The organism is Ekhidna sp. (genome assembly GCF_964218185.1).
In the GTDB taxonomy this organism is placed as follows: Bacteria; Bacteroidota; Bacteroidia; order Cytophagales; family Cyclobacteriaceae; genus Ekhidna.
In genome coordinates, this window is the sequence record NZ_CAXPLV010000008.1 from 335154 (window position 1) to 350833 (window position 15680).

Below are 15680 nucleotides of genomic sequence, written 5' to 3' on the forward strand. Positions count from 1 at the left end.
GTCAATGTATCACGAACCACATTACTCATGAAAAAATCATTACTTACCCTCACTCTTTCCCTAGGTTTTGTTATCGCCAATGCTCAAATGGGGAGCCTTGCATTTTCGATCGGCCTCCCTCAAAATGAATTCAAAGCCAACACTGATGCAACCGGCTTTGGTGGTGATTTATCATTTGCATTTCCATTTCAAAAAGGAACCCCCGTTTATTTAGGTCTGGATATAAACTATATGGTTTATGGGAGAAACGACGAAAATTTAGATTTGTCTGCAGAGGTGAGGGATCAGAATGGAAATTTGATTGCCAGCCTACCCATCCCTCTTCGAGTAGTAAATACCAACAGTCTTTTCGGCACACATGCGTTCATAAGAGCAGTAGCTCCACTTGAGCTTATCCAGCCATATGGAGAAGTCCTTTTTGGATTCAGATATATTTCAACAAGTACTAGAATTGAAGACAGATCTGATGAAAGACGATGGGCTAAAGATCCTGATGATTCAAACCTAATATCAAGGCAGACGGTTTTAGATGATTGGATTCTGAGCTATGGTTTTGGTGGTGGGTTCTTGATTAAAGTAGCTCCAAACTTTTTCATCGATCTGCGTGCAGACTATTTCAAGGGACAAAGAGCTGAATATTTTGACAGTGAGGACACAGCGTCATGGACCGTGACATTGTCAGATATAAATAGTGATGATCCTGACTCAATTGATGGTGATAATCTTGGATTAGAAACTCAGCCAAGAGAATCAACTACAGATTTGCTTAACATCAAATTTGGGATTGCAGTTAAATTCTAATACCCATACTTATCCTTCCACCGGGTTCGCAGGAATTTTCTTAGTTCCTCCTCTCGGGCATTCTTACCTGGATCATACAGCTTGGTTTCTTTGATCTCGTCAGGAAGAAATTCCATTTCAGCAAAGTTCATGGGGTGATCGTGTGCGTATTTGTATCCTTTCCCATACCCCTGATCTTTCATGAGTTTTGTTGGTGAGTTTCTTATAGCCATCGGAACAGGTAAGTCGCCTGTTTTTTGAACCAACGCTTGTGCCTGATTGATCGCCATGTAGCTCGCATTACTTTTGGGAGAGGAAGCCAGATAAGTCACGCATTGAGAGAGGATAATCCTAGACTCAGGGTAGCCAATCATATTGACTGCCTGAAAGGCATTGGTGGCCATTACAAGGGCAGTTGGGTTGGCATTGCCAATGTCTTCTGAAGCCAAGATCACCAATCTACGAGCGATGAACTTTACATCTTCACCACCCTCGATCATCCTTGCTAAATAATAAACCGCAGCGTTTGGATCGCTCCCACGAATGGATTTGATAAAAGCTGAGATTACATCATAGTGCATCTCACCTTTCTTATCATACAGGACAGTTTTTCGCTGAGCTGCTTCGATCACCTTTTCATCAGTGATCATTTTTTGTTTTCCCTCATCACTTTTGATAACCAGCTCCAGAAGGTTGAGAAGCTTTCGACCGTCACCCCCAGATAGATTGAAAAGCGCTTCAGTTTCTTTCAAGACTACCTCTTCTTTTTTCAGATCTTCATCTTCCTGAAGTGCCTTTTCAACCAGCATCATCAAATTTTCCTTGGTCAATGCATTTAGCGTGTAGACCTGTGATCTTGAAATGAGTGCTGAATTCACTTCAAAACTTGGATTCTCGGTAGTTGCTCCAATCAGAGTGATTACTCCTTTTTCTACTGCACCAAGTAGTGCATCCTGCTGTGCTTTATTGAAACGGTGAATCTCATCGATAAACAGGATTGCTTTATTTCCTCTTCCTGCCAGCTGGATCACCTCTCGCACTTCTTTCACCCCTGCACTTATGGCACTTAAGGTATGAAACGGTCTTTTTACCTCGTTAGCAATAATATTGGCTATGGTGGTTTTGCCTGTTCCCGGAGGCCCCCACAGAATCATGGATGGAACTTGTCCTGAGTTTATCGCACGCCTTAGTACACCATTTTCACCAACTAGATGTTCCTGTCCTACCAAATCGGATAGTTTGGAAGGACGCATACGTTCAGCAAGAGGAGAGCTATCTTGAAACATGGCTTAAAATTACCAAGTATCCTAGGATGAAAATCCCTAATCAACTTGATTACTTTATTTCTTTGAAATTAAACTCCAAAAGCACTATCGCGATCTACTTTTGCCACAATGAATTCGTCTGCCTTCAATACATATTTGGCTCTTACGCTAGTAAGCCTCTTTTATGGTGTAAACTATAGTGTGCTAAAAATTGTGGTGCCTGACTATGTGGGACCGTACGGGTTCATCGTCTTTCGGGTCATCATCGCTTCAGGAGTATTCTGGATGATTCATTGTTTCAATCGTGAAAAGATAAATTGGAAAGAAGATGGCTGGACACTTGCACTATGTGCACTGACGGGGGTGGCGGTTAACCAGCTACTTTTTTACAAGGGTATCAGCTTAACATCCGCAGTAAACGGATCCATTATCATGACACTAACACCTGTTTTGGTGTTAATATGGGCATCTGTACTTATTGGTGAAAAAATCACCCGAACAAAAGTATTTGGAGTAATCCTGGGATTGATTGGAGCGCTTATCATTTTATATCAGCCAGACATTATCAAAACAACTGGAGATTGGCGAGGAGATATTTTGGTATTAATTAATGGAGCAAGCTACGCCTGTTACCTGGTCCTTGTGAAGCCCCTAATGAAAAAATATCAGCCCATGACAGTCGTTACCTGGGTTTTTACTATCGCAATTCTATTTGTCATTCCGGTTGGGTTCAGTCAGGCTACAGCTGTGGACTTTGGCTTATTGCCGGCAAAGGTTTGGTGGAGTATGGGCTATGCCATCATTATCGTCACGGTTGTCGTCTATTTTTTAAATGCATGGACACTGGTGAGAGTCAATTCATCTGTTGTGGGTGCATTCATTTACCTCCAGCCAATCTTCGCAACACTTACGGCCATACTTTTCTTTGATGAAACATTCCTGATCAAGCATCTGATTGCCGCTGTGTTTGTGTTTACTGGTGTTTGGCTGGTAACTAGCAATAAGAATCACAAGCGGTAAGCACTGCTTCATAAATTTCAAAGTGACCTTATTCGTATATTTAGGGTGATATGGTGGCAAAAACTACTAAAAATCACCTTTATCTAGCTCTAAAGTCGCTGTTAATATTAACGCTGCTTACTTGTCACATTTCAGCAGCACAAAATCAGAACAAAATTGACAGTCTAAAAAAACTCATTCATTCAAAAAATGATACCATAGCGATAGATGCACTTAATCGGCTAGGAACACAATATGCTCCGATCAATTTTGATAGCTCATTACATTATGCTAGCCTGGCACTTAATAGAGCCAAAAGGGGAAATATTAGTGATCGAATTGCTGAATCTTTTAATCAAAAAGCTTTGGCTTACGATTTCAAAGGAGCTACTGATACAGCGTTGATTTGGTACCAAAAAGCTTTTGATCAATATGCAAGCATTTCAGATAGCTCAGGGATGGCGGACATATTTTTGAATATGGGGGTGTGTTACCACTATGGCTCTCAAAATGATTCTGCACTTGCCTATTACATGAAAGCTGCCAGTCTAAAGGAGCAAATAGGATCAATAAAAAATCTGGGTTATATCTATAATAACGTCGGGATGATTTTTAGGCTTCAGTCTAACTACAAGCGGTCAATTGAATATTACAAGAAGTCACTGAAAACTAAAAGAGAAGCTGGTGATGTTCCCGGCATCATTACCACACTAGGCAACCTTGGTATTGCGTATCAGGGATTAAAGGCTTACGATTCAGCAGGTTACTTCATGGAGGAGGGATTGGAACTTGCTAAAAAACTTGACGACCAAACCTATGCCTATCGCATTTATGGCAATCTGGGCACTAATTACTACTACCTTGGCGACTATCAAAATGCACTTGATTATCAAACAAAAGCCCTAGACTGGCTTTACGACAATGGGGAGGAGCGCGATATTTTATTCAATGAAATCGCCCTAGCCAAAACTCTTGTAAAAATGAAAGCTTATGAAGCAGCAAAAGATCATCTTGGCACAGGGTTAGATATTGCTAAAAGATTAGAAATGCTTGAAGCCATGTCAAACATATACATGGTGTTGAGCGAGACATACGAACAGCAAGGAGATTCAGATAAGGCTCTATTTAATTATAAATTGTACGATAGCATATCAAACGTGCTTTTCGATCAAACAAAGGCTTCAGTCATTGAAGAGTTAGAACAAAAGTACCAGGCTGAACTGCGAGAAGAAGAGATTAATCGACTGGAATTAGAGAAAAAAGCATCATATAATCAGCGTAATATTCTATTGCTTATTGCCATACTTATTCTGATGATAGCGTTATTCCTTTTTGTGCTATTTAGAGGAAAAAGAAAAGCCAATCAGCTAATAAAGAAATCTCTGGAAGAAAAGGAAATGCTCCTCAAAGAGATTCATCATCGTGTGAAAAATAACCTGCAAATCATCTCAAGTCTACTAAGCCTGCAGTCAAGGTTCATCACCGATTCGGAAGCTAAAGCTGCTGTGGCAGAAGGACAGCATAGGGTCAAGTCGATGGCACTTATACATCAAAAGCTTTATCAACACGAAAACCTACTTGGAATTGACATCCAGGACTACATTACCAATCTCACACAATCACTGATCTCTTCTTACACTGCGAGTGACCGCATTTCACTGTCCTTAAATATTACTCCGGTTAAATTAGACGTGGATACTGTCATTCCTCTAGGACTCATTCTCAATGAGGTTATAACCAACTGCATAAAGCATGCATTTCCATCTGGTGATGGAACCATTAGTATTGTAGTAGGACTATCCAACACTCTGGATGTGACAGTTAAGGATGATGGAGTTGGATTGAAAGAAGGAGCATTACAAAATGAATCTTTCGGCATGCGGATGATAGATTCACTGAGTAAAAAATTAGATGCCACAACTAGTTTTACCAATGATGATGGTACCACCTTTAAAATGTCCATTTCCAATTATAAAGAAACCTAAATGACTACTCATATATTGATTGTGGAAGATGAACCACTCATTGCGGATGATCTTGGTTTTCATCTAAGAGATATGGGTATTCCCTCAGTTGACATTGCACTTAAGTATGAAGATGCAATCAATTTGCTGTCAACCAATTCCTATGACTTGGTTTTGCTTGACATTAACCTTTCAGGTGAAAAAGATGGTGTTGACCTGGCACACTTCATCAGGTCAAGTACTAAAAACTCTTTCATATTTATCACTTCCTACTACGACCAAGGGACCCTTGAAAGGGTAAAAGAAGTTGCGCCTGCGGCATTTATTATTAAACCATTTGATGCTGTCGATATTCAGGTAAATGTCTCATTGGCGCTTTCCAAATCCAGCCAAACCAGTTCAATAAATAAAAATCAATTCTTCGTGAAAGATGGAAGTAAAATGATAGCTGTCAATGCAAATGATATTGATTTTGTAGAAGGATTCGACAACTATAGCAAAGTACACATCGATGAAAATGAATATATCTTAAGTCATACGCTAAAGAGTGTAGAGGAAAAGTTGCCTCCCCAAATGTTCGTAAGAATTCACAAGTCCTACATTATCAATCTTACTCAAATAACCATGATTCAAGAGGGACACGTTTTTGTGAAGCAAAAGCATTTACCCATTGGAAGAGCTTTCAAAAAAACATTTATGGATCGGATTTCACTTCTTTGATGTCGATCCCTAAAAAAACTATGTCGATCCCTAAAAACCAATTGCAGCTCAAAAAGTAGAAGTCCAATTTGGTAGCTCAAACAAATTTCAAGCTGCCATGAAACGATTACTATTTCTTAATCTAATCTTCTTTATTTCATCTGTATCATTTTGTCAGCAAAATTACTATTGGGTAGGCGGAAGTGGCGATTGGTCAGATTTTGCTAACCATTGGGCAACAACCTCTGGAGGATCTGAATTCCATACCACTGCTCCTGACGAAACCAATGATGTCATTTTTGATGAAAACTCATTTGACTCTCATGGAATAGTTACTTTTCTCAACCATGCTACTTGTCGCACATTTGATGCTTCAGGTATTGATGTGACTGTCGATTGGGAAGAATTCAATAATGGGCTAAGGCTAATGATTCACGGTTCACTTTTATTATCCAATCAGGCTAGGGTTGGATTATCTACTATTGAAATGGAGGCAGATGACAGTGGTCATATCATAGATCTTGCAGGAGTTGCACTTGCAAACCTTTACTTCGACGGGCAAGGTAGTTGGGAATTGATGGATGATTTGGATGCAAACGCCCTAAGAATCAATGAATCCGGAATTCTAAACACAAACGATCACAACATCAACTTGACTACTGAATTTATAGCTCAAATACCAAGAGGAATTGGCGAGATTTTACCCGATAAAGATGAATTGATACTTGGCTCTTCTATTATTCAAACACCAAAATGGGAAGTGTTTGGAACATTATTATTGGATGCCGGAACATCAACAATTATTACGGAAGAGTTTTACCCAGGCTCAATTGGTGAGGGCAGCCCCCTAGATTACCATAACCTGGAAATGAATGGTGAAAATGGTTTCTTTTTTGGTTCTGCTAATTTCAACCAGGTTGAAATAGTCGCTGGGACAACTGTAGAATTTATTGAGGGAAGTACTATAGCAAGTAGTACCTTAATCTTAAATGGTACTGAGGTCGACTCCATTAAATTAAAGTCCATGACACTTGGGGCTGAAGGGCGCACCTCTTCGAATGAAGGTATTACCGAACTCCAGGTGACTTCTGGAGAAGTGAATGGGAGTTACTTGAGCTTAACCAATATTCACGGAACTGGTGGTGCAACATTCAATGCATATGCCTCAAAAGACAATGGAGGAAATGATGGCTGGAATTTTTTAAAGTTTGACCAAACGATAATTTTCGATCCATTACCTGTAAAAACATTTGGTGACGAAAACTTTGAGTTAATGGCTACTGGCGGAGGATCTGGCAACCCAATTACCTACACCTCTTCAAATGAATCTGTAGCTACTATTTCTGGCTCTACAGTTTCGATTGTAGGGGTGGGTAATACAATAATTACCGCAACCCAGATGGGCAATGAAGCCTATAATGATGCTACAGCTACGCAAGAGTTACAAGTCATGGAGAAGCCTCTTGGAATTCAAGGGGGTGTCAATTTCAAAATATACCCCAACCCTACTAGAGACATCCTTAAGATAATGTTGGATTTTGAAAAAGACTTTCAGGTAACAATTATTGGAATTGATGGGGGGGAAATCAGTCAACATCAGAGTAAAGAAGCTTTAAATGGTATTGAAATCGGAAATTTAAATTCAGGAGTGTACATCATTGAAGTTGCTACACCCAATATGCAAACAATAAGAAGCCGCCTGATCGTAGAGAAGTAAGGAACTCTGCGAATAGGCAGCAAAAAGGCTCTCTTTAATATAAGAGGGCCTTATTTTCTCAACCTATTGATGAAATTTTAGAGCTGAAAACAGCTAAATCATCATCACTAAAATCCAAATGGGTAACGAAGCGAATCAAACCTTTCCCAAAGCCCACTGCTAAAACATCTAGTTTTTCCAACTCCTCAAGTAACCACTTTTCAGATTTTCCATCCACTAGCTTCCCAATTACAATGTTGGTATCAACCGGCATTACCTCATCAATAAATGAACAATCTTTCAAAATCTGACCGATTTTTTTTGCTCTTTCATGATCTTCCATCAGGCGTTCTACATGATGATCCAGAGCATGAATACAAGCAGCTGCTAAATATCCAGCCTGTCGCATCCCCCCACCAAAAACTTTTCTAACCCGTCGTGCTTCTTTAATATCATTTTTCGTTCCTAATAAAACCGACCCTACCGGCGCACCTAGACCTTTTGAGAAACAGATGGAAATTGAATCAAACAACTGACCGAATACCTTGGGATCATCTCCAGTTTTTACAACCGCATTGAAAAGCCTTGCGCCATCCAGATGAAGTTTAAGGTCATGCTCATCGCATACCTTTCTGATTTTTTTGATTTCCTCAACATCATAAATAGATCCTCCACCTTTGTTCATGGTGTTTTCAAGTACCACCAGCCTGGACTTTGGAAAATGAATATCGTCAGGGTTGATACTTTCTGCCACCTGATCAGCTGTTATTCGTCCACGGTCTCCCTCTAACAGCTTAGGCGAAAGCATTGAATTGTACATCATTCCACCACCTTCATACATATATACATGAGAGTACTTGTGACAAATCACCTCGTCCTGCGGGCGGGTATGAATTCGCATGGCTATCTGATTGGTCATAGTACCCGATGGACAATAGATTGCATCCTCCATCCCAAATAGACCGGCGACTTTTTCCTGCAGCTTATTTACGGTAGGATCTCCTCCAAATACATCATCACCAACTTCAGCGGACATCATGGCATCCAGCATAGCTTTGGTCGGTTTGGTAATTGTGTCACTTCTCAGATCAATCATAAGAGTCGTAAGTTAATATCCATTCAGAATGCTTGAAGGGCTCCCAGGGAACGCTTGCTAAATCTACATTCCTGTCAATGAGTGCTACTCTTTTGTGCCCATTTAGAGAAACCTGGGCATCCACATACACCGCTATTTTTTTTCCTTCTCGAGCGTATTCCCTTTTCAGGTGCTGAGCAAACTGCCAAATCATATCGGGCTGCACAGAAACAGATGACCTTTGGTCAATAGTCAGGTAATCGCTCAGGTTGATCTTTGTCTCCTCACCACTGTGCTTGTCTACTATTTTAACTTTTAAAAAGCCAGATTTAGCCCGCAGCATCATTCGCCAGGATAGCCGGTGACCCTCCTCAGTGAAATTTACATTCCCCTCAAACAAGTGATTTCTAAGAGGTAGTAATATTTGAATGATAAAATAACATATCAAAAAATAGGTCCAGCCCATTGAAAGCTTTTTTCTGATGGGATATACCCTTTCTTTCTTTTTAAAGAATATGCTATGGATGGTTTCAGGAGGAAAAAAGAAAACCGTTAGTCCGATCATCAGGTATGGAAAGATTCCAATCTGAAAAACGAACGAATTAAAAAGGTTGAAAATGATCGAAAGGATAAACCCCAGCCTTCTGGTTTTAGGATACAAAAGAAGCCAAACAATCATTCCATCATAGACTACTCCCCCCCAGGCAATGGCATCTTGAAACCAACGCTCCTGAAGCAAAGAGCCGATAAGCCAGTAATTTGACTTATATCTAAACCATATCTCTAGTGGTCTGGCCTCCAGCCAGTCCCAATGCATCTTATGAAGACTGGCATATGAATAAACAATAATAATCTGAAGAATAAAGAACCAGTAACAAATCCTTGAACATGTTTCTTTTCTCATGGTCAATCCCCATCTGGCATCCAGTGAATGGCTTTTGTGTGCGGGGATGATCAGCATTGCTGCGCTTAGCAAGACAAGCAAATAGTAGTGGTTGTTATAATGAGTTTTTTGCATCATGTAAACCATCGTCCACATACTGAAAAAGGTGAAGGTGGATGCTCGGTAAAAAAGACCCAGCATAATGAACAGACCTGCTGTTCCCATTACCATGAAATAATAAATCATCCCATCGCCATTGAGTGGCTGCAGCCACTCAAAACCAATGACCGTGAAAGTGAACTTAGGCTGAATAAATGCTTTGTCTACCCAACCGGTAAGAATAGCTCCGTAGCTCTCAGCGGCAGCTAAAAACCCAAAGATCATTCTGAATAAAACCAGTGAGCTATTGTCTACTTCTGTCCCTAAAAATGTGCGAATGGAAGAAAGCATACTTAAGGTTTAGGGTGTGAAAATAGAAAAGGAGCTCGAAAGCTCCTTTATTCTAAACCTAAGTAAATATGAAGAGGATTAATTACTTACTAGATCATACGATCTTATCTGCCTGTGGTTTAGATGTTTAACGATCTTTAACTATTCGACAATCCAGTTCATCGAAAGTTTAATGCCACAAAGACAAAATCTGCGAAATCAAAAAGCGAAAAGCATGCCAAAGCCTAGCTGAATCAGAAGAAAATTTCATCCTGAAGTGTAAGAAAGCTGAAATTGGTTCATTTTATGAACGGCAAATTGCACAAGTAATTGGTAGACAGTTTTAATCGTATATTTTTGCGGAAAATCTAAAAGAAATGAGTGTTCTTGTAAATAAAGATTCCAAAATCATTGTACAGGGTTTCACAGGCTCTGAAGGTACTTTTCACGCCGGTCAGATGATCGAATACGGCTCCAACGTTGTTGGTGGTGTGACTCCAGGTAAAGGAGGCCAGACTCACCTTGACAAACCGGTATTCAATACCGTGAAGGAAGCTGTAGACAAAACTGGCGCTGATGTGACCATCATTTTTGTACCACCTGCATTTGCTGCTGACGCCATCATGGAGGCTGCCGATGCTGGCATCAAAGTGATCGTGACTATCACCGAAGGAATTCCTGTAAAAGACATGATGAGTGCAAAACCTTATGCCAAATCAAGAGGCGCGGTACTTATCGGGCCAAACTGTCCTGGAGTAATCACTCCTGAGGAAGCGAAAGTTGGTATCATGCCTGGCTTTGTTTTCAAAAAAGGAAAAGTAGGAATCGTTTCAAAATCAGGAACATTGACTTACGAAGCTGCTGATCAGGTAGTAAAAGCAGGCATGGGAATATCCACAGCTATTGGTATTGGTGGGGATCCTATTATTGGTACTTCTACCAAAGAAGCAGTACAGATGCTGATGGAGGATCCAGAAACTGATGGAATCGTGATGATTGGTGAAATCGGTGGTTCTTATGAAGCTGATGCTGCCAAATGGATCAAAGAAAATGGTAATAAAAAGCCAGTGGTCGGGTTCATCGCAGGACAAACCGCTCCTCCAGGAAGAAGAATGGGACATGCTGGAGCAATCATTGGAGGAAAAGATGATACAGCTGAAGCTAAAATGCGAATCATGGGCGAGTGCGGACTACACGTGGTAGACTCTCCTGCTGATATCGGAGCGGTGATGAAGAAAGCATTGTCTTAATTGACAATTAGGAATTTATAATGAATAAAAAAGGCCTCTATGGAGGCCTTTTTTATCCTATTCAAAGTGATAAAGGAAGATCATAGTAGCTTGAAAGGCCGGTTTCTTCTCTCCCTCAATCTCAAGGAGCGCATCTACCTCGGCTTTTGAAATTCCTCTTAGATTCGCCAGAGACTTAAGAGTAGCTGTTAGTTTAATCTTGTCATTCACCTTTACTGCTTGACCAAACTTCAACTTATCAATTCCATAATTCACTAACATCTTCACATTGTTGAACTCTGCAATTTGCTCCCAGAGGTACGGCATAAGTGAAAGAGTCAAATATCCGTGAGCGATGGTAGTGCCAAATGGACCATTTTTAGCTCTTTCTTCGTCCACATGGATCCATTGGTGATCAAGAGTCGCATCCGCAAACTTATTTATCTGATCCTGTGTGATTTGATGCCAATCTGAAACTCCCATTACCTTACCTAGCTGTGCCTCAAATTCTTCGTGATTGTTGATGATTAGTTTACCCATAGTTCTTCTGTTAGGTCGATTTTTAAGCGCTCAAAGGTATGACAGGATATTTAGAAAAATTCATTTTTGAATTCCAGAAAAAAAGAAGGGGCACTTCAAACAAGTTGAAGCACCCCATACATCACCACTAAAATTCGCTTAATACTAAGAATCTAAAAAATAATTCTTAAAACATTTGGAGAATCTGAAAATCCTCATCTACGTTTGCATCATCAAATCGATAAGGTATCGATTTATAAAGAAGCGCCGAGAGACAGGCTCTATGACGCGCTAGCAACCCCCAGCCAGATACTGGAACGGTGCTAATTCCTGAACGATAAATTGATTGCTATGAACACACAACATCTCATCGTCTCAAAAAGCACTGGCGAATATGCCGGGCAGGACTTTTACGTTTTCACACCTTTTCTCATGCAAGGCTGCTGTTGTAGCTGCTAAATCCAATTTGATCCATTTGGGTTTGTGATCATCTTAGGCATGAAGTGCGCTTCATCCAGAAAAATCCTTTCGCAGTTTAATATTCAGTTAATCGTGATAAATCCAACAATCAACTCCTTTTTGAGGGTTTCAGATGAATTCAAATACATAGATTCAAATCCGATTTTGAACAAGTTTTTAAAAGATTATGCAAACACGACATTCAGTTAAATCTTTTGGTTTTAAGGTTGAGGAACCTTTGGTCCTGGAGTGTGGAGAAACACTCCGGGATCTTAGGATCCAATACACCACCTGGGGTGAATTAAATACCGACAAATCCAATGTTGTCTGGATATTTCATGCGCTAACAGCCAATAGTGACCCCTCTGAGTGGTGGGAGAGTTTGTTTACAAAAGAAAGTCCAATCAATCCTGATAAGCACTTTATTGTGTGTGCCAACATTATTGGCTCTTGCTATGGAAGTACGGAACCAAAGCGTCTTGACTTTCCTCTACTCACCATACGTGATATCGTAGAGCCGCTGAAACTACTCAAACATCATCTTGGGATAGTCAAAATAAAGCTTGGAATAGGTGGGTCAATGGGCGGTCAGCAGCTACTGGAGTGGGCAGTACAAGAGCCAAATTTGTTTGAAACCATTGTACCGATCGCAACGAATGCCAAACACTCTGCTTGGGGCATTGCATTCAACGAAGCACAGCGATTGGCTTTAAAAGCCGATCCGGAAAATGGATTGGTAGCAGCAAGGGCGATAGCCATGCTCTCCTACAGACACTATCATACATATGAGAAAACTCAAACAGATAGTGATGGAAGAAGTGATGACTTTTCAGCGTCATCATACCAACGATACCAAGGAGAGAAGCTGAAAAAAAGATTTAGCCCTTTCAGCTATTACACCTTATCAAAGGCGATGGATAGCCACGATGTAGGGCGCCATTTTGGAGGGGTTGAAAATGCACTATCACGCATTGAATCAAAGACTATAGCGATTGGGCTAGACACTGATATTTTGTTCCCGGTCGCCGAACAAAAGTTTATCGCAAAAAATACCAAGCTAGGTTCTTTTCATGAGATTTCAAGCCTCTACGGACATGATGGATTCTTATTGGAAACCGATCAAATCAACACAATATTAAAAACTGAACTGTTATGAAAACACCCAAAAAAATCGGATTATTTGGTTTTGGGACTGTCGGAAAAGGTTTTTATGAAAACCTGAAAAAATATCCTCACATCTCTGCAAAGATTGCAAAGGTGTGTGTAAAACGACTTGATCTACCTCGTATAGGTCATGAATTGTACTTCACCGACAATCCCGATGAGCTGCTTTTGGATCCTCAACTGGATATCATTATCGAGCTTATTGATGATCCTGAGGCAGCAAAAACCTACATTCAAAAATCATTGCTTGCCGGGAAGGATGTGATTAGTGCCAACAAGAAAATGATTGGAGAATCGCTCCAGGAGGTGTCTTACTGGCATGATTCATTTGAAAACCGCTTTCTCTATGAGGCTGCTGTGGGTGGCGGCATTCCTATCGTACATACGGTTGATGGATTTTTAAGAGATCAGGAAGTAACGGAAATCAGGGGAATATTGAATGGATCTTCCAATTATATATTAACACAGATGCAAGCTAATAACTGGTCTTTCGAAAAAGCTTTGCGGGAAGCTCAACTAAAAGGTTTTGCGGAGCGGAATCCTACGCTGGATATCAGTGGGATAGACGCTGGCTATAAATTATCCATTCTTGCTTATCATGCTTTTGGAGAGGTGCCATCCATGAAAAGCTTTGAAATAGAAAGCATTGAGGGGGTGACCAAAGAAGATATTAAACGAGCCAAGGCGAAACGAAGAAAAATCAAATTGGTAGCCTCACTAAAGAAATCAAATCATGAAATCGTCTGCTCGGTGAAGCCGGAAGCTGTGGGAGCAAATGACGAGCTCTACTCGGTGGATTATGAAAATAATGCGGTGAGTGTGGAAACACTGATCAGTGGGAGGCATGTTTTCGCAGGCAAGGGTGCCGGATCGTTACCAACAGGTTCAGCTGTGCTGGAAGACTTGAAGAGACTCCTCGATGGCTACAGTTATCAGGTTAGTAAAAAGGTAAGGACTGTAGCATAAAAAAGCCCCAATCTGTCTGCCGACGGATGGGGCTTAAATTCTTTTCTCTGATGATTAAAGGTGAATCACCTCATCATATGCGGCAGCTGCCGCTTCCATCACTGCTTCACTCATGGTTGGGTGAGGGTGTACAGTTTTGATGATTTCATGACCTGTGGTCTCTAGTTTTCTGGCGGCTACTGCTTCGGCAATCATTTCCGTTACATTGGCACCTATCATATGTGCACCAAGCCACTCTCCATATTTCGCGTCGAATATTACTTTCACAAAACCATCTGATGCTCCGGCAGCTTTTGCCTTTCCAGAAGCTGAGAATGGAAACTTACCTACCTTAATTTCATAGCCCGCTTCTTTGGCCGCCTTTTCAGTATATCCTACAGAAGCAATCTCCGGTGAACAGTATGTACATCCCGGGATGTTGTTATAATCTAGTGGCTCTACGTGCATGCCTTTGATTTTCTCTACACAAATAATACCCTCAGCTGATGCCACATGAGCTAGAGCCTGTCCTTTTACAATATCTCCGATTGCATACACACCATCCACATTGGTTTTGTAGTAATCGTCAACAAGTACTTTACCTTTCTCAGTTTTCACTCCTACATCCTCTAAACCAAGGTTTTCAATATTGGTGGCTACTCCAACTGCTGAAAGCACAATATCACAATCAATCTGCTCCTCGCCTTTCTTGGTTTTCACGGTCACTTTACAACCTGAACCTTTGGTGTCTACTTTAGTCACTTCTGAGCTAGTCATGATCTTCATACCAGCTTTCTTATAGGTTCGCTCTAGTTGCTTGCTTACTTCCTCATCCTCCACCGGAACTATTCGATCCATAAACTCTACTATAGTCACTTCCGTGCCAATGGACTTATAGAAGTAGGCAAACTCAACGCCGATTGCGCCAGATCCTACTACCACCATTTTCTTTGGTTGCTTATCCAATACCATCGCTTCGCGGTAGCCAATGATTTTCTTTCCATCGATTGGAAGGTTAGGGAGTTCCCTTGCTCTTCCACCAGTAGCTAGTATGATGTGGTTAGCATCGTATGTAGTCACTTTACCATCGGCTGCTTTCACCTCAACCTTTTTACCTTTTTTCAAGGTTCCATATCCGGCAAGATGATCAATCTTGTTTTTCTTGAATAGAAACTGAATTCCCTTGCTCATTCCTCTCGCTACTTCACGACTTCTTTTCACCATGCCCGTGAAATCAGCTTTTGCATCCTTTACCTTGATCCCATAATCCTCCGCATGATTGATGTATTCAAAAACCTGAGCACTCTTCAATAGGGCTTTGGTCGGGATACATCCCCAGTTTAGACAAACACCACCAAGCTCAGCTTTTTCAACCACTCCTACTTTCATTCCCAGCTGAGAAGCTCTGATAGCTGCCACGTATCCTCCAGGTCCACTTCCGATTACAATAAGATCATATTTAGATGCCATATTCTTCGATTTAAATTGAGCCGCAAATTTAACCCGAAAAGTTGTGGAAACTAAGCCTTCATTTGTCTTCTCTCATCTGATTATCTTTGGCCACAAATTTTGAA

Annotated in this window: 13 protein-coding genes and 1 riboswitch; of the genes, 8 read left to right on the forward strand and 5 right to left on the reverse strand. The window is 40.8% G+C overall.

Annotated features, from left to right (window positions below; all coding sequences use genetic code 11):
- Window positions 1-27 precede the first annotated feature (27 nt).
- On the forward strand, window positions 28-801 hold the full coding sequence (locus ACEQZT_RS14245) for a hypothetical protein (protein ID WP_370090122.1): 774 nt from the start codon (window positions 28-30) through the stop codon (window positions 799-801).
- On the opposite strand, the gene ACEQZT_RS14250 is transcribed toward ACEQZT_RS14245, so the two are convergent.
- Window positions 798-2066: a replication-associated recombination protein A gene (locus ACEQZT_RS14250; RefSeq protein WP_370090123.1), complete on the reverse strand. Its 1269-nt coding sequence runs from the start codon at window positions 2064-2066 to the stop codon at window positions 798-800. The two genes, ACEQZT_RS14245 and ACEQZT_RS14250, sit on opposite strands and share 4 nt — an antisense overlap.
- Window positions 2067-2174: 108 nt before the next feature.
- On the opposite strand from ACEQZT_RS14250, the gene ACEQZT_RS14255 reads away from it, so the two are divergent.
- The 4 genes from ACEQZT_RS14255 (at window position 2175) to ACEQZT_RS14270 (ending at window position 7424) form a co-directional block, all read left to right on the forward strand.
- Window positions 2175-3065, forward strand: a complete 891-nt coding sequence (locus ACEQZT_RS14255) for a DMT family transporter (RefSeq protein ID WP_370090124.1) — start codon at window positions 2175-2177, stop codon at window positions 3063-3065.
- Window positions 3066-3115: 50 nt separating this feature from the next.
- Window positions 3116-5029, forward strand: coding sequence for a tetratricopeptide repeat protein (locus ACEQZT_RS14260; RefSeq protein WP_370090125.1), 1914 nt, complete (start codon window positions 3116-3118; stop codon window positions 5027-5029).
- On the forward strand, window positions 5030-5728 hold the full coding sequence (locus tag ACEQZT_RS14265; protein ID WP_370090126.1) for a LytR/AlgR family response regulator transcription factor: 699 nt from the start codon (window positions 5030-5032) through the stop codon (window positions 5726-5728).
- 97 nt (window positions 5729-5825) lie between these two features.
- Window positions 5826-7424, forward strand: a complete 1599-nt coding sequence (locus ACEQZT_RS14270; protein ID WP_370090127.1) for a T9SS type A sorting domain-containing protein — start codon at window positions 5826-5828, stop codon at window positions 7422-7424.
- A gap of 58 nt (window positions 7425-7482) precedes the next feature.
- Here the strand turns inward: ACEQZT_RS14270 and ACEQZT_RS14275 are convergent, their stop codons facing one another.
- Both ACEQZT_RS14275 and ACEQZT_RS14280 read right to left on the reverse strand, forming a co-directional pair.
- The gene (locus ACEQZT_RS14275) at window positions 7483-8499 is read right to left on the reverse strand and encodes a low specificity L-threonine aldolase (RefSeq protein WP_370090128.1); all 1017 of its coding nucleotides are present in this window, start codon (window positions 8497-8499) and stop codon (window positions 7483-7485) included.
- Complete coding sequence (locus tag ACEQZT_RS14280) at window positions 8492-9811, reverse strand: HTTM domain-containing protein (RefSeq protein ID WP_370090129.1); 1320 nt, start codon at window positions 9809-9811, stop codon at window positions 8492-8494. The genes ACEQZT_RS14275 and ACEQZT_RS14280 overlap by 8 nt, the downstream gene beginning before the upstream one ends.
- A 356-nt stretch (window positions 9812-10167) precedes the next feature.
- Here ACEQZT_RS14280 and sucD point away from each other — a divergent pair, with 356 nt between their 5' ends.
- Entirely contained in the window at window positions 10168-11040 is an 873-nt protein-coding gene (sucD, locus tag ACEQZT_RS14285; RefSeq protein ID WP_370090130.1) for a succinate--CoA ligase subunit alpha, read from the forward strand.
- Window positions 11041-11097: 57 nt separating this feature from the next.
- Here sucD and ACEQZT_RS14290 read toward each other — a convergent pair whose 3' ends face one another.
- Entirely contained in the window at window positions 11098-11559 is a 462-nt protein-coding gene (locus ACEQZT_RS14290; protein ID WP_370090131.1) for a MaoC family dehydratase, read from the reverse strand.
- Between the two features lie 230 nt (window positions 11560-11789).
- A riboswitch (SAM riboswitch) is annotated at window positions 11790-11896 on the forward strand.
- 288 nt (window positions 11897-12184) lie between these two features.
- Here ACEQZT_RS14290 and metX point away from each other — a divergent pair.
- Window positions 12185-13153, forward strand: a complete 969-nt coding sequence (metX, locus tag ACEQZT_RS14295) for a homoserine O-acetyltransferase (RefSeq protein ID WP_370090132.1) — start codon at window positions 12185-12187, stop codon at window positions 13151-13153.
- The gene (locus tag ACEQZT_RS14300; RefSeq protein ID WP_370090133.1) at window positions 13150-14127 is read left to right on the forward strand and encodes a homoserine dehydrogenase; all 978 of its coding nucleotides are present in this window, start codon (window positions 13150-13152) and stop codon (window positions 14125-14127) included. Before metX ends, ACEQZT_RS14300 begins: the two co-directional genes overlap by 4 nt.
- A gap of 54 nt (window positions 14128-14181) precedes the next feature.
- Here the strand turns inward: ACEQZT_RS14300 and lpdA are convergent, their stop codons facing one another.
- The gene (lpdA, locus tag ACEQZT_RS14305; RefSeq protein WP_370090134.1) at window positions 14182-15576 is read right to left on the reverse strand and encodes a dihydrolipoyl dehydrogenase; all 1395 of its coding nucleotides are present in this window, start codon (window positions 15574-15576) and stop codon (window positions 14182-14184) included.
- Window positions 15577-15680: the final 104 nt, after the last annotated feature.